The sequence below is a fragment of the Hoyosella subflava DQS3-9A1 genome, assembly GCF_000214175.1.
Taxonomy (GTDB): Bacteria; Actinomycetota; Actinomycetes; order Mycobacteriales; family Mycobacteriaceae; genus Hoyosella; species Hoyosella subflava.
In genome coordinates this window covers 2,721,836-2,742,549 of sequence record NC_015564.1, presented here as the reverse complement: position 1 = coordinate 2,742,549, position 20,714 = coordinate 2,721,836, and the positions used below count along the sequence as shown (strand labels likewise).

The window sequence follows — 20,714 nt, the reverse complement described above, 5'->3', positions numbered from 1 at the left end:
CCATGTCCACTAACCGTTTCGGTCCCGCATCGCGCACCGGTAGGCGCCGCCGAAGGCTGTCCGGTCTTGTGCTGGCGGCAGCTCCTCTAGCAGCCATCTCGTGCTCGGCTGGAGGCGGTGACGCCACCGACGATGCAGAACCCACGAGCCCAGGAGCGGCGACGGCAGAACATGATGCCGGCACGAGGGAAGTGAGTGAGTTCGATGTGCAGGTGGGTGACTGCCTCCTCGGCCCTGAGGAAGCGTCAACGCCAGGAACCGTCGCCGTCGTGCCGTGCGACGAGCCGCATCAGCAGGAGATCTTCGCGATCTACCAACTCGACGGAACGGAATTTCCCGGCGACAACGAGGTCCAAGAGACAGCCCGAGACGGGTGCCGCGACGAATTCCAGGCGTTTACGGGGACCGAAGAGGAGTCGTCCAAGTACGTCCTTAACTTCCTTTATCCCACTGAGGTGACCTGGGCTGGGGGAGATCGCGAGGTCGTCTGCATGATTCTTGACCCCGATGGGCCAGTAAGCGGGAGCCTGCGAGACGTCGGTGAATAGCCGCGAACTACTTCAGGGCCCCGGAGGGAGATGCTTTTTTGTGAGCAGGCGCAAAACGTACATTTCAGCGCTGTAGCCTGCGGAGTATTGGATGCTCTGGAATCAGCGTTCAGAACGTCTGGAGGCTTGCATCCGGGAGGAGGCTAACGCTGAATGCGCTAGCTACTGAGCTCACGTTCAAGAGGTGTGCGGAATGACGGGATGACAACGGTCCCGTCGAGTCTGGGCGTGAGCTCCTCCACAGCAGTGGCGACAGCGGAGCTCGCGGCGGCACCACGGTCACTCAACAGCCTGGTCGCGATACTGCCATCGTTACGGATCGCCCAGCCGCCGATGATCTCGCCCTCCCACCAGACGGTGGGGCCAATATTGCCGTTGCGGTCAAACAGCGGGGCCGGGTCTTCGGGGAGATACCAGGCGCGCTCCTTCCAGCCCATCGGCGTGGGATCGAGCGCTGGAAGCAGAGTCGCACAACCGTCGACCGCGCTGCCTTGAACTTTGACGTCGTCCGCCAGCATCAGTGCACTGCCGCTGCCCGCCTCGACAGTCACGGTGTCAAGTGCGGCGAGCGCCTTCCTCGTCACACCAAGCGGCCACCCCGTCCACCAAGCGACGTCCGCCTCAGTGACGGGCCCGAAGCGGTGGATGTACGCGGCCGCGAGTTCCTGACGCGCATTGGCCGTCTCGAGTTCCTCGATGCCATTTGGCCACCAAGAATGGCCGGGTTCCCAGGTGTGGTGCCGCGACGTCCACGTGCCGCGGGGCTCACACCGAACTATCCGTCCTTCCGCACCCATCATCGTGAGGACTTGAGAGGTGATCGTGCGCCGGACGTCCCACGCGCGCTCCGTCGTGGGAAGAAGCGCGGTGCGCAGGCGGGGCTCTTCGACAGCGAGTTCAGTCCCAGTTGCGGTGCCGCGACGCATTAACGCCGACTCCACCCCTTTCTCGACCTTCTCGAGCCACGCAGGCAGGTCGTCGGGCAGTTCCGGTTCAGTGGGAACGGTCGCGAGCTGCTTGAGAAGGTGCTTCCGGATGCGCGCCGCGACATCGGTTGAGGCCCCATGATGAACAATCGCGACGAAGTCCGCCGGAACCACGAACATTGTGCGGCGCATGGCGAGCATCCGGACCAGCGCCCGATCGTCGTACATGGTTTTCGCGATGTCACTTAGTGATGCGGAGGCGCACCGGGCCAGAGCGGAAAGGTACACGGTGGCAGGATCAGTCGCATGCAGAACAACCACGTCGCGTGCAGCCTGCAGCGGCGAGGACGCGTCACCTCTGAGGTGGTGGAATTCGACAAGCCGCGCCCGGCGCTCGGCATCGGTTATGCGCATGTCGTGAGCCTCTCACATGTGTCCCTAGAATTGGGTTGTGACCGCACCGGTGATGGAGTTCGCACGGGGAAGCATGCGCATCCCTGGGATCGCCGCGGCCTACGGCTACCGTTCGGAGGGGCTCAGTCCCGGAGTCCATCGTGGTTTGCCCTCGCAGTACGTGACGTTCATCATCAGCCTCGACGACCCGATCGAGACAGCTGCTTCAGCTGAGGATCTTGCCGCCGGTGTGACGTTGCGCAACGAGGTGGTCATCAGTGGTTTGCACACCTCGCCCGCGTATGTGCGGCAGCCGGAACACCAAGCTGGAGTTCAGCTTGCGGTGCACCCTTTGCTGGCACGCCAACTGTTCGGCGTGCCAGTTGGTGAGCTATCTGAGCTGACCTATGAGGGCGCGGGTCTGCTTGGCCGCGGAATCGGCCTGCTGCGCGAAGAATTGCACGAGCTGCCGACATGGCAGCAGCGATTCGATACGCTGCGCGACTACCTGCACCGACGGCTGGATGCGACGGCGAAGTCGCCGCGGCGGGAGCTTTTCGGCGCGTGGAATCATCTTGCTGCCACAGGAGGTGCGGCGACCGCCGGCCAGGTCGCCGATGTCGTGAATCTCAGTTCGCGCCGTCTTACGGACTTGTTCCGCAACGAAACGGGAATTTCGCCAAAGGACGCGGGGAGGCTGATCCGGTTCGACAGAGCGATCACGCTCGTTGGCGCTAGTCTGCGGGGTGGTCATACGCCGGTGTTTGCCGATGTAGCCGCCGAATGCGGTTTCTACGACCACGCTCACCTGGTGCGGGAGTTCCGGCGATTCACGGGGACGACGCCCACCCGATGGCTGGCAGAAGAGTTCCAGAATTTACAAGCCGGTGGCCACGACCGACGCGAAAAATAGACTCCATGAAAGCATCTGCACCTGCACCAACAGTTTGGCCGACGCTGCAGGCACGCAGCGCGAAGGAACTTATTGATTGGCTCACCACGGTTCTCGGCTTTGAGGCGACCGCCGTCTACACCGAGGGCGACACCGTCGTGCACGCTCAACTTGATTGGCCTGAAGGCGGCGGAGTCATGCTCGGCGACAACAGTCCGAAGGAATTCTCCCGCGAGCCGGGGACAGGTCTGTGCTATGTCGTTACCGACCATGTCGACGCGCTATTCGAGAAAGCCAAAGCAGCCGGGGCAAAGATCATTCACGAGCCAGTTGACCAGGATTACGGCAACCGCGAATTCCTGGTTGCCGACCCTGAAGGGAATCTGTGGTCGTTTGGTGCTTACCGCGGTGAACCGCGTAAGTAACCCGCCTTTACAGGCCCCTGGGGAGAGTTCCGTTTGCCCACCTCTGAGCGACACCGCGGCCTCGCCCGCTCGATTGTCGCTCAAAGGTGGGCGAATCGAATTCGCCGCTGGCGCACAGGCATGGCCTATCGGGACTGGGGGAGCTTCACTCCTGATGTCTTCGCCTGCCGCGACGACGGGGGCGGGACGAGCGGCCCGATGTCGCCGTCTGGCGCAGCGTCGAGGTCGACGATGACCGGAGCGTGGTCGCTGGGACCTTTTCCTTTGCGCGCATGGCGGTCAACCCACGCCGCACGCACTCGTTCGCTGACGGGTTCGCTGCCGAGAATCAGGTCGATTCGCATGCCAAGGTCTTTGTGAAACATTCCCGCGCGGTAATCCCAGTAAGTGAAGACGCGCTCGTCGGGCCAGCGTTCGCGCAGAAGATCCCGCAAACCTAGGGCATGCAATTGCGCGAGAGCGTCGCGCTCCGGTTTGGTGACGTGCGTGTGGCCAACATACGCGGCGGGGTCGAACACGTCGGCATCAGCGGGGGCGATGTTCATATCACCGCAGACAAGTGAATCCCCCGGACGGTCTGCCACCATATCCCGCAGTGCTGCGAGCCATTCGAGCTTGTAGCGGTAGTGATCGGAGTCTGGCTCTCGGCCATTGGGCACGTACAGCGAGTACACCCTGATGCCGTCGCACACCGCTGAGACGGCGCGCGCTTCGGGGTGCGGAAATCCGGGTGCGCCCGTGATGCCCACTACTGGATCGTCGAGTCCTGCGCGCGAAAGCAAAGCCACCCCGTTCCACTGGACCTCACCGCTGACGGCCCACTGGTAGCCGCGGCTTTCGAGTTCGGCGCCAAGCAGGTCGGCGAACGCATCGTCAGTGAGTTTCAGTTCCTGCAGACACACCACGTCAGGCTGGCGGTCATCGAGCCACGGAAGTAACCGGGGCACGCGCTGCTTCACAGAGTTGACGTTCCACGTAGCGACTCTCACGAAGTCAACCCTACGGAATAACGCAAACCGCTACCCGAGGGTGTACGACGCCATGGAAATCGACCCTGCCTCGTGACCGTCGACCAATGGTTTAAGTGGTTCGTCCTGGGCAAGACCGGCTATGTATAGCAGTGGAAGGTAGTGGTCAGGCGTAGGAACGGCCAGCGCGAAGTCTGCGTGCCCATCGAGGGCAGTCACCTCAGCGGGCGAGGTGGTGAGGATGTCGCGAGCGGCGTCATCGAATCTCCGAGCCCAATCGAACCCGAATCCTGCCTTACTGAAATCGACGGCGCGAAGGTTGTGAACGATATTGCCGCTGCCGATGATAAGCACCCCGCTGTCGCGCAGCGCCCCGAGCTTCCGCCCTAGTTCAAGGTGGTGATCGAAGCTTTTGAATGCGTTCAGCGAGAGCTGCACGACGGGTATGCGGGCTTCGGGGAACGCGTGGAGCAGGATTGACCAGGTCCCGTGGTCGATACCCCAGCTGTCGACGTCGCAGCCGACCCACGTGGGACTGACGGCATCGGCAACCTCGGTGGCGAGTTCCGGCATACCTGGTGCGGGGTATTCGACGTCGAAGAGTTCCTGGGGGAACCCATAGAAGTCGTGAATCGTGCGTGGCGCGGACATGCCCGTAACGACGGTGGCGTTGGTGTACCAGTGTGCCGAGATCACGAGGATCGCTCGCGGGGCCGGAACTGATTCACCGAAGCTGCGCCAGGCCTCGGTGTAGCGGTTGCGTTCGAGCGCGTTCATGGGGTTGCCATGTCCGAGGAACGCCGCGGGCATGCGTTGTGCGGTTGTCATGGGACACGCCTCCGGCTAGTGATGCAAAGTAGTTGCGTACGCAAGTATACGGCATGTCGGATTTGGTGCCGGACATAACAGTGTGCGCGATCCCGAAACCATCAGTTACCCGCACCTGACGATTGCGAAACAATCGTCCGTGAGACTCCCTCTATGGAGTGGGAGCAGATCTTCGACGAGGGACATACGTGGCGGGTGCGAGCTCAGCTCGCTGACCGGCCAGGCTCACTAGCGCAGGTGGCGGCGCGCCTCTCGGAACGCCGGTGCAACCTGCTGTCCGTGACGGTCCTCCCGGTCTCAGCATGGGCGGAAGCCGGCAGCGTGATGGACGAGTTCGTCCTCCGTGCACCCGTCGACCTCGATGCGACGGACATCGCCGCACTGATCACTGGGGACGGCGTGGAATGCGTCGGCATCACCACTGCATCCGTCAACGGTCTCGTCGACAGCGAGACGGCTGTTTTGCGGGCGGGCCTTGCGGCACTGACCGGAAAGGTACCCGTGTCCGACGCGATCACCCGACTGCTCGGCGCGGATTCAGTGTCACTCGAGACGATGCCGGACGGACCGCTCGACGGTGTCGTGCTGAGCGAGAACGGCCATGTCGCCCACATACCACTCGATTCGCGCCACTGCATTGTTGCCATGCGTGAATGGGCTCCGTTCGCAGACGGTGAAGTGGCTCGGGTGGGTGCGCTGCTCGATCTCGTGAGTGAGCCCGAACCGGCGCTGCCTGAATCGCCGCGGAGTGCGGCGCGGGTACCCGAGGCGGCGCGCACCACACGGCAGCTCAGCTCGCTCGACGTACAGTTCCTCAATGCAGAGAACGACACTACGTTCCTGCATGTAGGGGGACTGACACTGCTTGACCCGTCCGCCCTGCCCAGCGGAAAGCTCACCGTCGATGCGGTGCGGAACGTAATCAGGAGCCGACTCCACCTGATTGGCCCGCTGCGATGGCGGCTGCGCAAGGTCCCGCTTGGCCTCGACTTTCCCTACTGGGATGACACGATCGACCCTGACCTCGGCTACCACATCCGGTCCGTCTCCGTGCCCGCACCCGGCACGGAAACGCAGCTTTGCGACCTCGTTGCCGAACTTTCGGCGCGGCAACTCGACCGATCGCGGCCCCTGTGGGAGTTCTACCTGATCTCAGGCTTGGCGGACGGTAAACAGGCCCTGTACTCCAAGGTGCACCACGCGGTAATCGACGGAGTGTCCGGCGCCGAGGTCATGGCTGCGGTCATGGACCTCACCCCGGAGCCTTTCCATGTCCCCCCAGCGTGCGGAGCCGTCACGCAGCACGCCGCACCGAGCATGATGAACATGCTCAAGGCGGGCGCTATGAAGTCGGTCCTGCGTCCGGTTGCCTCGGTACGCCAGGTTCAGCGCGTGCTCCCACACCTGCTTGATATACCGGGTGTGGGCGCGTTACCTGGTGCGGCACGCGCTGGAAGGGAGGCGAAGCGGTTGCTGCGGCGGAACGCGGAGAGCATTCCGCGGCCTGGCACGCCTCCGAAAGTGGTCTTCAATGAGCGGATTACTGCGGCACGTTCGTTCGCGTATGCGTCAGTTCCGCTTTCGGATGTGAAATCCATCAAGAATGCGCTCGGCTTCACCGTCAATGACGTCGTGATGGCGCTGTGTACCACGGCGCTGCGGCAGTGGCTGCTCGATCACGACGCGCTGCCTGACGCGCCGATCGTCGTGGGAATGCCGGTGTCTGTCCGCACACCGGAGCAGCATGGCACCGCGGGCAACCAGATCTCCTTCATGCCCACCACGCTGCCCACACACGAGCCGGACCCGGGACGTCGGCTGGAGCTGATCCGCCCAGTTCTTGACGCTGCTAAAACCCGCTTTTCGAGAGCGCCCGCATCGCTGCTCCACGACGTGACCGCGATGATCCCGCAGTTGCTCGACGGCATTATCACCCGAACGGTTTTCCGGGCCGCGACCTCCGTAACAATGCCATTTAACTTGCTGATCTCGAATGTCCCCGGGCCACAGTTGCCGCTCTACGTCGCAGGTGCACGAGTGCTGGCGAACTATCCTGTGTCCGTCATCTCCGATATCAGTGGCGCGATCAACATCACCGTGATGTCGTACGACGGACACCTCGATTTCGGGATCCTCGCATGTCCGTCCATTATCCCAGACGTCGAATCATTCACACACTATCTGGAGCAGGCCCTCAAAGAACTGCGCGTCCTCGCGGAGGTCGACGACCTCTCGGTGAGGTAGCCAGGATGCGGCTTCAGGTGGCACGCAGCACTTGTGTGCCGTTGGCGAGTTGATCATGCAGCCCCTGTTTGTGTGAGTTCGCGCTGATCGTCAAGGCGATGACGGTGGCCGCTGAAAGCCAGAGCACGATGCCAGCGACAGGGATCAGTCCCAGGAGCATAAACGCGTTGCGGATCGTGGCTTCGATCAGCGTGGGCCGGAACTCCGACCCCGTGCCCTCAACGAGGAGACCGAAGAGCCGCTTGCCGGGAGTTGAACCAGTCGTGACTTCGAAGAGGACGAAGTACAGGAAAGCGAACAGCGCGGAAGGGGCGGCGGCGACAGCGTCGGGCACACCGGCGAGGGAGAGCACGAGGTAGGTGGCCGCGCCAAGAGCGAGGGAAAAGCCACAGTCGATGATGCGGGCTGCGAACCGCACCTTCAGTCCGGCAGGCTCGAGTGCGATCCCATAGTTGCGCATCCCGCCCGCGGTAGCCACGTGAAGTCACCTCGCAGTCCGTCGGTCTCTAGAGTCCATTATGAATCACGTACGGCGCGACCTGAGGTCTCAGCGTATCCCGCGGCGTGCTGTCAGGAAGTTGTCAGGGTTGCTCTGTATCGTTGCGGCCGGATCGCATTTGGGCGAACTGCGAACGTGAGGGGGTGGCACAGTGAGATCAGCGCGTACCGGCATGGCGAGTGTTGTCTCAGTGCTCGCTATGGTCCTCATGCTTCTCGCTCCGGCTCAGGCTGCGGCCTTGGAACGGCCCGCTGACAAGATCTTTTACGATGAGCAGGAGGGCGGCGCCGACGCGCCCGGCGGGCTGTACGTGATCGGGGACAGCATCTCAGTGGACGTACCGTACCTGGAAGTCGGAGAGGAACAGGGCCTCCGTGTATGGGTGCGCTATCAGGCGGGCTGGTCAGCGTTCGCCCACCGCACAAGCAAATGGTGCAGCCCCGAGCCGTTTTGCCAGCCACAAACGTCCGTCTCGGCGGCAGCGCAGAGTGACGCATCGACGGTTTTCGTGCAGCTGGGCACCAATGATATTCGCTGCCTGCGACCGGACCCGCTGTGCGCCCCGTACCTCCCGCCGCTCAGTCCGGAGCAGCGTGATGCGGAACGGAGCCTGATCGCCGCTGAAACACTTGCGGTGGCCAAAACGCTGATCGATGCGGGTAAGTGTGTGGTCTGGGCGGGGCCCCGCGAGGTCGCGGGTGACACGTGGTTAGCGGATGACGCCGCCGCAATGAACGGGTGGCTGCGCGCGCTCGAAAAGGTGTTTCCGGGGAACTTCTACTACGCCGACTACCACGCACTGAGCTTCGCAGACGAAGCGCTGCTCACGAGTCTCGACAATCCGTGGGCGCACCCAGACGCGGACCGTGTGCATCCGCGTTCTGTGGAGGGCAGGCAGGCGATCGCAGAGTTTGCGGTGAGTACCGCTGTAAGTCAATGTGGCGCGGGCCTGGCGCGCTAGGTCCTCAGGGGCCGCGGGCGACTAGTATCTCGACGCATGGGAAGTGTTGTGCGGGTAAGCCGGGTCATTCACGCTGCGGCGCCACAGGTGTGGGAGGTGATCACGGACCTCGAGCACGCGGCGGACGTTCTCAGTGGCGTTGTGGGTGTGGAGGTCTTGACCGCCGGAGCCTACCGGGAAGGAACGCGCTGGCGCGAAACCCGCAAGATCATGGGCAAAGAAGCGACTGAAGAGATGTGGGTTTCCGACGTTGACGCGCCCCACCGGACGGTCGTGAGCGCGGCAAGCGCCGGAGTTGTCTACACCACGGTCATCACTCTCGCCGAGGCGGGCGAAGCCACTGAACTCACGATGGAGTTCAGCTCTGAAGCTCCCCCGCAGAACGGTCTAAGAAAGGCTCTTCACGCAGTAATGGCGCCACTTGGTTCCGCGGTGACCAAAAAGATGCTCGAAAAGGATCTCGACGACATCGCTCGTGCTGCCGAGCGCAGCTAATTGTGGAAGACGATCCGGAATACACTCTCGAGATCGCGAATCTTCTCGACGTACGGCTGCGTCTGTGTGGTGTACTCGCCGCCCGACGGCATCCCAGCGAACTGCTGGACGGCGCCAAGCCCCGCGTTGTACGCGGCGAGTGCAAGATCAACAGGGTCACCGCTCATGGAGCCTGACCGCACCCCCACTTCCGTGTCCGTCAGGTTGTGGCACATGAGGCGGGCTTGGCTGACAGTTGCGTCCGCGATGCTGAAGGGGTCGGCATAGCCGTTCCCGTCCGCGTCGACGCCCCATTCCTCCCAGGTCTCGGGCATAAATTGGCTCGGGCCCTGCGCGCCCGCGGGACTGACTGCGCTGGCGATGAAGCTGCTCTCCGCGGCGATCTGCGCCGCTAGCAGTTCCGGGGTGACAGCCGCGCATTCACTGCTCGCGCGTTCGATCCAGGTGACGAATTCGTTGGGGACGGAAGCAGCTGAGGCGGTGGCTGGAGCGGCAGCGAAGGTGAGCCCCACCAATCCCGCGCACGCGGTTCCCGCTTTCAGGGCGGAGGTGAAAGTTTGTCTCATAGCAACCGAGAGGCTGCCAGGACGTACACGTGCGACGCCAACTGGGAACGGTATTTCCTAACGAACTCTTAGCGTATTGCCATTCTTTTGTGGTTTATGTCGTTTACATGCAGTTTTTGTCTCTCATGCTGCGGAATTGCTAATGCGAGCGCTACGGTGAGCTATGCCAGATCGCAACGTGCTAGGCGGGGATCTCGAAGAATGCGGCACGGACCCTCTCACCGGTTTCTACCGGGACGGTTGCTGTACGTCAGGTGATGAAGACCTAGGTAGCCACACTATTTGTGCTGTCGTCACCAGTGATTTTCTGGAGCATCAGCGCTCAATTGGGAACAACCTGATTACTCCGATGCCGGCGTACCGATTCCCGGGTCTGAAGCCGGGTGACAGATGGTGCGTGACGGCGCGAAACTGGCTGCGGGCCTACCAAGATGGAGCGGCAGCCCCTGTCGTGCTCGGTTCGACGAACGAGCGTGCGCTGGAGATAGTTCCTCTTGAACTCCTGCGGGAACACGCCGTCGACGTGCCGCCCGACCTGAGCGGACTCAAGGAGTAGCGCCCTCAGCAATAATTCACGTGTGACGACTGGACCCCCACCACAGGCGCGCTGGGTGCTGCATCTGGACATGGATGCGTTCTTCGCCGCTGTCGAGCAACTCACACGTCCGACACTCCGGGGCCGTCCCGTTCTCGTCGGCGGTACGGGGTCACGAGGTGTGGTCGCAGGAGCGAGTTACGAGGCTCGTCCGTTCGGCGCACGCTCGGCGATGCCCATGCACATGGCGCGGAGGCTGATAGGCGTCACCGCAGTCGTGGTGCCGCCCCGAGGCGTGGTCTACCGTGCTGCGAGTAAACGCGTGTTCGCGGTCGTCAGGGACATGATCCCCGTGATCGAACAGCTGTCGCTCGATGAAGCCTTCGGCGAACCCGCTCAGTTGGCGGGCGCGACCGCCCCCGTTGTCGAGGAGTTCTGCACCGAGCTGCGCGCTCGCGTTTTCGCCGTCACTGGACTCGACGCGTCCGTCGGCGCGGGTTCAGGTAAACAGGTTGCGAAGATCGCGTCAGGCCTCGCGAAACCGCGCGGACAGCGCATTGTGAGCCGCAACGATCAGAAAGCGCTGCTGGCGCCGCTGCCGGTGCGCAAACTGTGGGGAATCGGGCCAGTCGCAGAGCAGCGCCTTCGCAGTATGGGGGTCGAGACGATCGGCGATCTGGCCCGGCTTTCCGCTTCGGAAGCGAATGCACTTCTTGGCAGTATGGGGCCGGCGCTTCGGGCCCTTGCTCAAGGTATCGACGATCGGCCCGTCAAAGAAGGCGCCGCAGCAAAGCAAGTGAGCGCGGAAACCACATTTCCGCGAGACCTCATGTCCAAACCGGAAGTTCGCTCAGCGGTCCAGACGGTCGGGGAATCCGCACACCGGCGTCTCGCCAGTGACGGACGCGGTGCGCGGACGGTGACAGTGAAACTCCGCAAAGCTGATATGTCGATCCTGACGCGTTCTGCGACACTGCCGTTCGCCACAGCGAGCCGTGACGCACTGATCGGTGCGGCACAGAAGCTCGCGATGGACCCAGTTGAAATCGGCCCGATCCGGCTGGTCGGCGTGAGCTATTCAGGGCTGTCATCGGCTCAGCAGGAGGTCCTGTTCCCAGAAATCGGCACCACGGCCAACGAAATGGATCAGGTCACAGAGACACCGCATGCCTCCTCTGACGCACCGGCCACCGAGGGCGACCAGTTCCCTCCGGGCGCCGACGTGCATCATCCGAAGTTCGGGCACGGCTGGGTGCAGGGCAGCGGCCACGGTGTCGTCACGGTGCGTTTCGAAACCCGCACGTCGGGGCCTGGACCAGTCAAGACCTTCCCCATGCCAGCAGAAGACCTGACACACGCTGATCCGCTGGTGAGTCTTGACTGGCCAGACGTTTGAGGTGTTACTCGTCCGAGGTTGTCGCTTCGTCGACCGTTTCTTCCTCGTCGGGAACGTCGATCTCAGAGCGGTCAGGGCAGACCTTCCACGCTTCCTCGTCGAGAACCAGCTCCACAGTTTCAGTGGTTGGCTCGCGCTCATCCAACTGCGTGGTCACCGTTGCGGTCGCGTTGTCGCCCTCGACGACGATGTCAGTGATATCCAATATCTCGATCTGAGGCGCGTCCTCGCCACGTACCTCCTGCGCGCGGTCCCAGACGGCCTCTAGGTCGGCACCGTTCATCAGCTTCCCGATGAGTTCGTTCATGAACTCGACCTCGGGCTCGCAGGTGGCAGCGACGAAGCCCTCGTAGTCGAAGGAGTTGGCGGCGTCGAGGTAGCTGCTGAGCGCTTCCGTGATTTCCTGATCGGTGGCGTCTTCTTCGGTGGTGTCAGCCCCGGCTAGACCGCTGCCAGCAAGGCCGATTGATCCAGCGATCAGAGCAGAGGCCGCAACACCCGCCCCGATCCTGCGTGCGGGGGCGGAGAAACGTGAGCGCATGGTCATGCTGCCCTTCCTGTTGGCTGTCGTGACGCTCGGAGCATATGGCGGGCAGCTTGTTTCACATAAGGGAGGTAATCGAGTTGTTAGACGAGCGATACGCGATCTCAGCGCAAGTAACGGGCCTAGTGGTGTTGACTAGTCGTCCCAATTGGTGCGACAACTGGAGTGCTTCCACAGAGGTTGTCGCTCAAAGGCGGGCGAACAGGGCAAACACCTAGCGGCATACGACAATCGGCTGCGGCTCGTAGACGACCGTGCGTGTATGGCGGGAGATCTCGGCACCTGTCGCGGCATTGCGGATCACTCGGGTATCGCTCGTTGTGAATCCCGGCGCGCCACTGGAGGGCGCGCAGTCCGGGCCAGCGGGAAGCGTGAGGCGCTGCGGTTCGGTCTGGTTCCAGCGTCCGCCGTTGATGGATTCGACGTCGACAGTCTTCGTTCCCCAGAGCCGCACCGTGACATTAGAGTCGTCGCCGAACGACTGGATGAGAACCCCAGTGGGGTGAGGGTTGCGGAACTTGACGTCAATGGCACCTTCCCACACCGTGGCCTCGCGACCGGCTGGATAGCGGGAAATGTAGTAGCTGTGTTCCTGGTGCTCGACGTCGTCCATCCCGGCGAAATAACCTGCGTTGTACAAGGTTGTCGCAAACTGGCTCACTCCGCCGCCAATCGCTTCGTCAGGACGGCCCTCGTAGATCACGCCAGAACGGATGTACCCCTGAGCAAGACCACGTGGACCGGTGTGCCCGTTGAGCGAGAACGTTTCGCCTGGCTTAACCACCGCACCGTTGACTTGCTGCGCGGCCCGGCGAATGTTGTGCCCAGAATTGGCAGTGAAGCCACCCGTCGTGAACTCCGCGACCACTTCGTTGATGCCAAGACCGTCGGCGTCGGCGGTCGTGAACTCGGCCGGGATCTCCTCATACACTGCGTCACGTGTGCGCCCCTCAGTCTCGAGCATGAGATCTGCGAAGCCATCGAGGGTTTCGTCCCAATCAATTTCGCGGCCTGCCTCGTCACGGACGACGTAAGGTCCGAGGTTCCCGAGGACGACCGTCGCATCGCGTGGACCGCGTTCAGTTTCCGCAAGCTGCGGTACGAGGATCTCCCGCGCGGCTTCCTCATCGAATTCATGGTCGAGGCCACCCTGGCCGTCAGGCTCGAAAGTGAGTACTTCGCCGACCTGATCGCGCGCCAGCCGCGCGGTTGCTCCGTCCACACCCTCGATGACAAGCTCCTCGGCAACCGCGGGCCGCGCGACTTTGTCCATGGCGGCGTCGACCGCTGTGCGGGTCACGCTGACAGGTGCGACCGTGACGGGCAGAGTCAGCGTCGCACCGGAATACCAGCCGCTGAGCAGGCTCTTCCGGGCCTGGACAACGTTGAGTTCCTGCCCTTCCTCCGGATATATCGCCTCCGGTTCCGGCCCGCGGAACTCGATGCCACCCTCGCGGGGCGCACGGTTGACGTCCTCGGTGAGTTGCGTGACCGTCGCGTTGAATGTGTCCTCGTCGACGGCCTGCTCTGGTGGGATGGGGCGTTCACGGACCCAGGTGAGTACGCGGGTCACGGGGTTAAGGCTCTGCGCCTGCGCAGTCGACACCGTCGCCTGCCAGTCAAAGTCGAGACCCGCATCGATCGGGGTGATCTCTGTGGTGACGTCGCCCGCCTCAACCGCGACTCGTGTACTCGCGAGGGCTCCGAGTTCATTCGCGAGCCGTGATTCGGCACGGGCGGGATCGAGACCGCCAATATGTATGCCAAGCACCGTCACGTCCCGGGCGACCTTGCCTTGCGCGGCGTAGAGATCAACGCCGTACACGACTCCGGCAAGCACGAAGATCGCCGCGGCGACCAGCACGGTTGTATGGCGGCGCCGCGGGGTGCCGTCACTTCCCTGGGAGCCGGCCGAGTCGTCAGGGGCCGGTTGCTCAGGTGCTGGCTGATCAGGTTCGTCGTCTGTCACGCGCTCTCCGCCTCGGGAAGTTCTCCCCGAGATCGTAGCGAACAGCGCGGCCGCCTATCACACAGTCGTCCTGTGCTGCTGTGCCAGCAGCGCACTGAGCACACTGGGCGTGGTGAGACCGTCGGTGACGAATGGGATGGCGGTGCCCCGCTGAGTCGCGTGCACCATGGCCGTCCATGCGTGCAGTGCGTCCGCAACCTCTTGTGGTGATTGTTCTAACAAGGTCAACTCCCTCGGGCCAGTGGCTGTGATGCCAGAATCTCCCGGCGGCACCGCGCTGACCAGGCACCCGAGGGGTGGGGAACCCGCCACCTAGCCGTTGTCACCGCGCGCTTCGGCCGCTTCTGGTCCGCCGCGATCCGCGCGAGATGTGGCTAACGTGGGAGGTGTGTCGCACCTGGTGTCCGGAGAGGCCGTCGAACTGGAGCTTCGTCATGCGCAGTTCGCGAGCCGCTGCGTGGCACTGCTCATCGATGTGGCCCTGCAACTGATTGCGCTATCGGTGCTGCTTGGTGTGCTTTTCTCCGCGATGCCGAATCTGGACGATGCGATGTACGCGGCGATCAGTCTGCTGATTATCGTCCTCGTGATGATCGGTTACCCGGTCGCTTTCGAAACGCTGACGCGGGGACGGACTCTCGGCAAGCTCGTTATGGGTCTGCGCGTCACCAGGGATGACGGGGGCCCAGTCCGGTTCAGGCATGCTCTGATCCGTGGGCTCACGGGGTTCTTCCTGGACTTCTGGATCCTCGGCCTCTTCGGAACCGTCGCGGTGGTCGTCTCACTCACGTCAAAGCAGAGTAAGCGCGTGGGTGACTACCTGGCGGGCACGATCGTCATCCGGGAACGGTTGCCCAGCACGCCGACCGGGATGAACAGTCCGGGTGCGCAGCGCATGGCGTGGACGTCGACGCTGGATTTCAGCGCGCTGCCTGCTGATCTGCTCATCGCCGTCCGCCAGTACCTGACACGGTACGAGACGTTCAGCCCCGCGGCGCGTATCGAACTCGGACGGAGTCTGGCCGAGCGTGTCGCTGAGCGTGTGCGCATGCCACCGCCCGACGGCATGCCTGACTGGCAGTACCTGGATGCGATTCTGGCGGAACGCCGCGCGCGCGAGGAGAGATCCACGCGTGGCGGAGATTTCCCTCGCCAAATGACCCAGCCGCCCGCCGCCGTGGACGCAAGGAATCCCGACGGCGTGACGCACAACAACCCGTTCACGCCGCCGCGGTGAGTATCACCAGTGACTGTCGGAGTGACCTCAGCGCGAACCTGGCAGACTGACGACACTTGATCAACAAGGATGACGAGGGGGGAAGATGACGAATCAGGGGGACCAGTGGCAGCGCCCAGGCGATGAGGGAGACTGGGACACGCCGCCGCCCATCGGGCAAGCGTATCCTTCGGGCCAGCCGGGGGGCCGTCCCGAACCTGGCCGGTGGGATGCGCCACGACCTGGGGTCATCCCGCTCCGTCCCATCGGATTGTCGGAGATCATCGACGGTGCGATCTCGACCATCAGGCGTTATCCGGCGCTGATGCTCGGTCTGACCGCGATAATCGTCACGATCAGCGAGGTCGTGTCGCTGATTGCGACGCTGCCGATGCTCTCGTGGGACCTTGATCCGTTCGCGACCGACCCGCAAGTCATCGATGATGCCGCGTTCGCGAGCGCCATGGGTGGGCAGGCTATCGCCGGGTTGCTGACGGGGCTCGCGGGCTTGTTGCTGACCGGTGTGCTCACCGCGGTAGTCGGCAAAGCAGTGATTGGGCAGGACACCTCGTTCAGCGAAGTGTGGGCGGCGGTGAAACCGTCATTGCTGCGGCTGGTTGCACTCGCGGTCTTGTTCCTGCTGGCGCTCGCCGCGATTGTCGTCATCGTTGTCGGGATGTTCTTTATCCACCCCGCGGCAGGCGTGCTGTCGATGCTGGCGGCGCTGTTCGTGGTGGTATGGCTGGGCGTGAAGCTCTACCTGGCCGTCCCCGCGCTCGTTCTCGAACGTGCCACGATAATGCGGTCACTGCAACGGTCATACATGCTGGTCACCGGCTCGTGGTGGCGGGTATTCGGCATCCTTATCGTCATCGGACTCGTCGTGCTGGTTCTCACGATGATTCTGCAGATCCCGTTCTTCCTGCTGGCAACCTTTGCCGGAGCGGTGACGGAGTCTCTCTTGCTGGCTGCGGTGATCGGATCGGTCGGTGCGATTCTTGCCAGCCTGCTCATATACCCGTTCGGAGCCGCGACGGTGGCGCTGCTGTACACAGATCTGCGCATGCGCAAAGAAGGCCTCGACATCGAACTTGCCCGCCGTGCGGGACCCGGGTCCGGCGGCGCACCCCCTGGTGCACCTTAGGTGACCGTCGTGTGGCGCGGATCCGTCCCCGTCGAGATCGATCGTGACTCGGCGCGAGAGGTCGCGCGTACGGAACTCTCCCGCAGCATGTACACCGAGGCGCAGCCGACATTGCTCGAACGCGTGATGATGTGGCTCCTTGACCGCGTACAGGATGCGATCGACGCGATATTCGATGGTGCGAACGCGCTCGCGCCGGGCGGTCCAGGCAGTCTCGTCATTTTGCTCGCGATCATGATTACTGCGGCGATCATCATCCGGCTCCGCATGGGACGTGTGGCGCGCAGTACACGGATGCGCCGAGCCATCTTCTCTGAAACGCGCCGCTCCGCCGCTGAACATCGGCGTCTCGCTGACGCCGCGGCGGCAGTGGGCGATCTTGACGAGGCGGTGCACGAGCGATTTCGCGCGATCGTGCGCGCTCTCGAGGAACGCGGTGTCGTCGATGATGCGGCTGGGCAGACAGCTACGGAGGTCGCGGTGCGCGCCGGGGAAGAATTAATCGGGTGCGCGGAGCCGTTGCGCTCCGCGGCGCGCACGTTTGACGACGTGTACTACGGCCACCGGTCCGCTGCACGAGGGGTATACGACGATTTGGTGCGCACCGACGCACTCGTACAGTCAGCGCCACTCATCGACTCGGAAAAGCAGGGTGCGGTGTGAGTACGGGAAGCACGGCGGTGGGCTCTGACGCGGGGCGAATCTGGCGCGCGGCACGCATGCCCCTGGCTATCGCGTTCGTAGTCGTCATGCTCGGCGTGGTGACCGCGCTGGTGCGCGGCGGGGAAGACGCGGATGCACTCGACCCGCAGTCGCCCGCGCCGAACGGCACTCGTGCGCTCGCCCAGATTCTGGCCGTCGAGGGCGTCCGCTCGGAACTGCTGTACGGCTTCGATGACGCGCTCGCGGCCAGCACCGGTGCCACGGTCATCGTTTCCGCGCCGTCGATAGCCGGCGCTGAGCGCATCGCGGACCTGGCTGCGAGCGCCCAGAGGATTGTTCTCATTGCGCCCTCCGACGAAGTGCTCACGGCGGTCGATGCTGGCGTTGTCACCGCGGGGTACGACCGTGTGGACGCGCGCGAACCGGCTTGTGAGAACGCTGACGCGGGTGTGGCGCAGCGGGCCGTCACCGGCGGCTATCTCTTCGAACCCGACGAGCCTGAGCGTCGCGTCGACGTGTGTTACGAGGGGAGCCTGGTAGTCGTCGACGGTGACACCGTGATTCTCGGTATGGGTGATCCGCTGATGAACCGTAACCTCGGCGAGCACGGCAATGCTGCGCTGGCAATGCGGCTGCTCGGCTCCACAGAAAGCCTCGTGTGGTACTTGCCCAGCACGAGCGATGCCGCGCTGAGCGACGGAGATCAAAGCCTTTTCGCGCTGATTCCGGACGGCTGGAAGTTCGGTGCGGTGCAACTCGGGATCGCAGCGGTGTTCCTCGCCGTGTGGCGCGCACGGCGTCTCGGTCCTGTCGTTATCGAGCCGCTGCCTGTGGTTGTCCATGCCGCGGAAACCACGGAAGGACGGGCGCGCCTCTATCGTCGGACAAGCGATCGGGCACACGCGGCAGACGCACTGCGGTCCGCGGCGCGGGCACGGATCGCCCGAGCGCTCGCCGTACCTGGCGCGGCGCCCGAGGGCAACGGCGACGCGCTCGTCGACGCTGCCGCCAAGAACGCAAGAATCGGTTCCGGGGCGGTGCGCGCAGCACTGTTTGGTGCGGCGCCACAGTCCGACGGTGAACTGGTACAGCTTGCAGAGGACCTGGACGATCTGGAAAAGCGCATCACGAAGCGCCATCAGGAAGGAAACACCACATGACCGACGCGGCAGCTGATCTGCAGGTGCGCGGCGAACAAGCAAGAGAGGCGCTAGTCGCGCTCCGCCGCGAACTCGGCAAGGCAATCGTCGGTCAGGACGCGGCCGTCAGCGGACTCATCGTCGCGCTGTTATGTCGCGGGCACGTACTCATCGAAGGTGTTCCCGGCGTCGCGAAAACACTGCTGGTCCGCAGCCTTGCGGCAGCACTGCACCTCGACACGGCGCGGATACAGTTCACACCCGATCTTATGCCAGGCGACGTCACGGGCTCGCTGGTGTATGACAACCGCACCGCGGAGTTCTCGTTCCGCGAAGGTCCGCTTTTCACCAACCTTCTGCTCGCGGACGAGATCAACCGGACACCGCCGAAAACCCAGTCATCGTTACTCGAAGCGATGGAAGAACGACAGGTCTCCGTCGACGGGTCACCGCGCCCCTTACCGGACCCGTTCGTGGTGGTCGCGACGCAGAACCCCGTGGAGTATGAGGGCACGTATCCGCTCCCCGAGGCGCAACTCGACCGTTTTCTGCTGAAATTGACGATGGCGCTGCCAAGCAGGGACGACGAGGTCGCCATCGTGAGTCGCCACATGTCGGGCTTCGACCCGCGTGACCTCGCGGCCGCCGGTGTCCGTGCCGTCGCCGGTCCGGAGGATCTAGCGGCAGCCCGCGCCGCGACAGCGAAGGTCAACATCAGCGACGAGATCATCAGTTACATCGTGGACATTTGCCGGGCAACCCGGGAATCGCCTGCGGTGCAGCTAGGCGTTTCGCCGCGCGGCGCGACCGCGCTGATGCATGCGACCAGGGCGTGGGCGTGGCTTTCGGGCCGGGACTACGTCACACCGGACGACGTGAAATCGATTGCCAGGCCTGCGTTGCGTCACCGCATCGGGCTGCGTCCCGAAGCCGAACTCGAGGGGTCAACGCCTGACGGAGTGCTCGAGCACGTGCTCGCGACGGTCGCTGTACCGCGTTAGGGACGGTAGGGGACTGCGATGGTGCTGACAGGCAGAGCGGGCTTCCTCGCCGCGGCGGGCGCACTTGTGGTGGGTGTGTTCATGCCCAGCGCGGCTGGGGTGGTGCTCGTGACAGGCCTTGTTGTGCTTCTGGTTGGTGCCGATTTCCTCCTCGCGGGCAACGTCCGGAATCTGCGGATGGAGCGCATGGGAGACACAGCTGTACGTCTCGGTGGGACAGCAACAATCCGGCTTACGGTGACCAACCTGGGCTCGAGGCGGATGCGGGGGGTTCTGCGCGACGCGTGGCCACCGAGCGCCGGAGCGGTCCCGGACCGCTTCGAAGTGGAACTTCCACCTGATGCCCGATCGACGTTCACGGTCGTGGTCACTCCTACACGACGTGGCGACCGCTCAGCGGTGAAGGTCACGGTCCGCGCGATTGGTCCGCTCCGGTGCGCTGGCAGGCAAGGGCACCACCGTGTCCCGTGGACTGTGCGCGCGTTGCCACCGTTCAGTAGCCGCAAGCATCTGCCGTCGCGACTTGCGCGCCTGCGGGAACTCGATGGTCGTCAGGCAGTGCTGGTTCGCGGCGAAGGCACCGAGTTCGATTCTTTGCGCGAATACGTCATCGGTGACGACGTACGGTCTATCGACTGGCGTGCCACAGCTCGCGCGTCCGACGTTATGGTGCGCACGTGGCGTCCGGAACGTGACCGCAGGATCATCATCATCCTCGATACGGGACGCACCTCAGCAGGCCGAGTCGGTGACGCGCCCCGGCTCGATGCTGCGATGGACGCGTCGCTTCTCCTCGCTGCCCTGGCGTCGCGTGCAGGTGATCGCGTCGATTTTGCTGCGTACGATCGGCGTCTGCGCGCATCGGTCACGGGGGTGAGCGGTGCAGGGCTGCTGTCGGCGATGGTCAACGCGATGGCGCCGCTCAGCGCGGAACTTGTGGAGACCGACGCGGCCGGTATGGTTTCCGAAGTGCTTCACCGGGCTCGTCAGCGGGCGCTCGTGGTTGTGGTGTCGCCAATGGAGCCCGCGTCGGTGGAGGCCGGTTTTGTGCCCGCAATGCGTTCGTTGACAGCGCGGCACCGCGTGATCTTCGCGTCCGTTGCAGACCCGAGCGTTCAGGTGATGTCACGTGCACGCGGGTCCAGTGACGATGTCTATACCGCCGCAGCCGCTGAACGCACTATCGCTGACCGTCGTCGCGTTGCTGGACTACTGACGAAACTTGGCGTCACTGTGATCGATGAGTCGCCCGAGGATCTGCCACCAGCGCTCGCTGACACATACATTGCACTCAAAGCAGCAGGAAAGCTGTAGCGGCGCCGCGGACCGAAGCTGTTTGCCCACCTCTGAGCGACATTGAGA

General features: G+C 63.6%; 22 protein-coding genes. 14 read left to right on the top strand and 8 right to left on the bottom strand.

The window, feature by feature from the left end:
- The first annotated feature begins 2 nt into the window (after window positions 1-2).
- Window positions 3-548 (top strand): septum formation family protein, encoded by a 546-nt coding sequence (locus tag AS9A_RS12960; protein WP_083826541.1) that lies wholly within the window; start codon window positions 3-5, stop codon window positions 546-548.
- A gap of 158 nt (window positions 549-706) precedes the next feature.
- On the opposite strand, the gene AS9A_RS12955 is transcribed toward AS9A_RS12960, so the two are convergent.
- Window positions 707-1,888 (bottom strand): winged helix DNA-binding domain-containing protein, encoded by a 1,182-nt coding sequence (locus AS9A_RS12955; RefSeq protein ID WP_013807490.1) that lies wholly within the window; start codon window positions 1,886-1,888, stop codon window positions 707-709.
- A gap of 37 nt (window positions 1,889-1,925) precedes the next feature.
- On the opposite strand from AS9A_RS12955, the gene AS9A_RS12950 reads away from it, so the two are divergent.
- Together AS9A_RS12950 and AS9A_RS12945 are read left to right on the top strand one after the other, a co-directional pair.
- Window positions 1,926-2,780, top strand: coding sequence for a helix-turn-helix domain-containing protein (locus AS9A_RS12950; protein ID WP_013807489.1), 855 nt, complete (start codon window positions 1,926-1,928; stop codon window positions 2,778-2,780).
- Window positions 2,781-2,785: 5 nt separating this feature from the next.
- The gene (locus AS9A_RS12945) at window positions 2,786-3,184 is read left to right on the top strand and encodes a VOC family protein (protein ID WP_013807488.1); all 399 of its coding nucleotides are present in this window, start codon (window positions 2,786-2,788) and stop codon (window positions 3,182-3,184) included.
- Between the two features lie 125 nt (window positions 3,185-3,309).
- Here AS9A_RS12945 and AS9A_RS12940 read toward each other — a convergent pair whose 3' ends face one another.
- A complete protein-coding gene (locus AS9A_RS12940) occupies window positions 3,310-4,173 on the bottom strand; it encodes an exodeoxyribonuclease III (protein ID WP_041451074.1) in 864 nt (287 codons plus the stop codon).
- A gap of 30 nt (window positions 4,174-4,203) precedes the next feature.
- Window positions 4,204-4,962: a 4,5-DOPA-extradiol-dioxygenase gene (ygiD, locus tag AS9A_RS12935; protein WP_456077553.1), complete on the bottom strand. Its 759-nt coding sequence runs from the start codon at window positions 4,960-4,962 to the stop codon at window positions 4,204-4,206.
- A 171-nt stretch (window positions 4,963-5,133) separates the two neighbouring features.
- On the opposite strand from ygiD, the gene AS9A_RS12930 reads away from it, so the two are divergent.
- On the top strand, window positions 5,134-7,224 hold the full coding sequence (locus tag AS9A_RS12930) for a wax ester/triacylglycerol synthase family O-acyltransferase (RefSeq protein ID WP_013807485.1): 2,091 nt from the start codon (window positions 5,134-5,136) through the stop codon (window positions 7,222-7,224).
- Window positions 7,225-7,237: 13 nt separating this feature from the next.
- On the opposite strand, the gene AS9A_RS12925 is transcribed toward AS9A_RS12930, so the two are convergent.
- Entirely contained in the window at window positions 7,238-7,702 is a 465-nt protein-coding gene (locus tag AS9A_RS12925; protein ID WP_013807484.1) for an RDD family protein, read from the bottom strand.
- Window positions 7,703-7,874: 172 nt separating this feature from the next.
- Between AS9A_RS12925 and AS9A_RS12920 the strand changes: the two genes are divergently transcribed.
- Complete coding sequence (locus AS9A_RS12920; protein WP_013807483.1) at window positions 7,875-8,684, top strand: hypothetical protein; 810 nt, start codon at window positions 7,875-7,877, stop codon at window positions 8,682-8,684.
- Between the two features lie 36 nt (window positions 8,685-8,720).
- Window positions 8,721-9,179, top strand: a complete 459-nt coding sequence (locus AS9A_RS12915; protein ID WP_041451072.1) for an SRPBCC family protein — start codon at window positions 8,721-8,723, stop codon at window positions 9,177-9,179.
- On the opposite strand, the gene AS9A_RS12910 is transcribed toward AS9A_RS12915, so the two are convergent.
- On the bottom strand, window positions 9,176-9,745 hold the full coding sequence (locus AS9A_RS12910) for a lytic transglycosylase domain-containing protein (RefSeq protein WP_013807481.1): 570 nt from the start codon (window positions 9,743-9,745) through the stop codon (window positions 9,176-9,178). The two genes, AS9A_RS12915 and AS9A_RS12910, sit on opposite strands and share 4 nt — an antisense overlap.
- A 163-nt stretch (window positions 9,746-9,908) precedes the next feature.
- On the opposite strand from AS9A_RS12910, the gene AS9A_RS12905 reads away from it, so the two are divergent.
- Both AS9A_RS12905 and AS9A_RS12900 read left to right on the top strand, forming a co-directional pair.
- On the top strand, window positions 9,909-10,301 hold the full coding sequence (locus tag AS9A_RS12905; protein ID WP_041451071.1) for a DUF2237 family protein: 393 nt from the start codon (window positions 9,909-9,911) through the stop codon (window positions 10,299-10,301).
- A gap of 22 nt (window positions 10,302-10,323) precedes the next feature.
- A complete protein-coding gene (locus AS9A_RS12900) occupies window positions 10,324-11,676 on the top strand; it encodes a DNA polymerase IV (RefSeq protein ID WP_272942020.1) in 1,353 nt (450 codons plus the stop codon).
- Between the two features lie 4 nt (window positions 11,677-11,680).
- Here AS9A_RS12900 and AS9A_RS12895 read toward each other — a convergent pair whose 3' ends face one another.
- The 3 genes from AS9A_RS12895 to AS9A_RS24140 form a co-directional block, all read right to left on the bottom strand.
- On the bottom strand, window positions 11,681-12,223 hold the full coding sequence (locus tag AS9A_RS12895) for an Rv0361 family membrane protein (RefSeq protein ID WP_013807478.1): 543 nt from the start codon (window positions 12,221-12,223) through the stop codon (window positions 11,681-11,683).
- A gap of 211 nt (window positions 12,224-12,434) precedes the next feature.
- Complete coding sequence (locus tag AS9A_RS12890) at window positions 12,435-14,189, bottom strand: VanW family protein (protein WP_013807477.1); 1,755 nt, start codon at window positions 14,187-14,189, stop codon at window positions 12,435-12,437.
- 57 nt (window positions 14,190-14,246) lie between these two features.
- Entirely contained in the window at window positions 14,247-14,411 is a 165-nt protein-coding gene (locus AS9A_RS24140; RefSeq protein ID WP_013807476.1) for a hypothetical protein, read from the bottom strand.
- A 166-nt stretch (window positions 14,412-14,577) separates the two neighbouring features.
- On the opposite strand from AS9A_RS24140, the gene AS9A_RS12885 reads away from it, so the two are divergent.
- The 6 genes from AS9A_RS12885 to AS9A_RS12860 all read left to right on the top strand — a co-directional run bounded on the left by AS9A_RS12885 (window position 14,578) and on the right by AS9A_RS12860 (window position 20,666).
- Window positions 14,578-15,426, top strand: coding sequence for an RDD family protein (locus AS9A_RS12885; protein WP_158307366.1), 849 nt, complete (start codon window positions 14,578-14,580; stop codon window positions 15,424-15,426).
- An 85-nt stretch (window positions 15,427-15,511) separates the two neighbouring features.
- Window positions 15,512-16,549, top strand: coding sequence for a glycerophosphoryl diester phosphodiesterase membrane domain-containing protein (locus AS9A_RS12880; RefSeq protein ID WP_013807474.1), 1,038 nt, complete (start codon window positions 15,512-15,514; stop codon window positions 16,547-16,549).
- Window positions 16,550-16,558: 9 nt separating this feature from the next.
- Window positions 16,559-17,212, top strand: coding sequence for a DUF4129 domain-containing protein (locus tag AS9A_RS12875; protein ID WP_148262461.1), 654 nt, complete (start codon window positions 16,559-16,561; stop codon window positions 17,210-17,212).
- Window positions 17,209-18,372 carry a DUF4350 domain-containing protein gene (locus tag AS9A_RS12870; RefSeq protein ID WP_041451070.1) on the top strand — a complete coding sequence of 388 codons (1,164 nt, stop codon included), beginning with the start codon at window positions 17,209-17,211 and terminating at the stop codon, window positions 18,370-18,372. The genes AS9A_RS12875 and AS9A_RS12870 overlap by 4 nt, the downstream gene beginning before the upstream one ends.
- Window positions 18,369-19,352 (top strand): AAA family ATPase, encoded by a 984-nt coding sequence (locus AS9A_RS12865; protein WP_013807471.1) that lies wholly within the window; start codon window positions 18,369-18,371, stop codon window positions 19,350-19,352. The genes AS9A_RS12870 and AS9A_RS12865 overlap by 4 nt, the downstream gene beginning before the upstream one ends.
- A gap of 18 nt (window positions 19,353-19,370) precedes the next feature.
- Entirely contained in the window at window positions 19,371-20,666 is a 1,296-nt protein-coding gene (locus AS9A_RS12860; protein WP_013807470.1) for a DUF58 domain-containing protein, read from the top strand.
- Window positions 20,667-20,714: the final 48 nt, after the last annotated feature.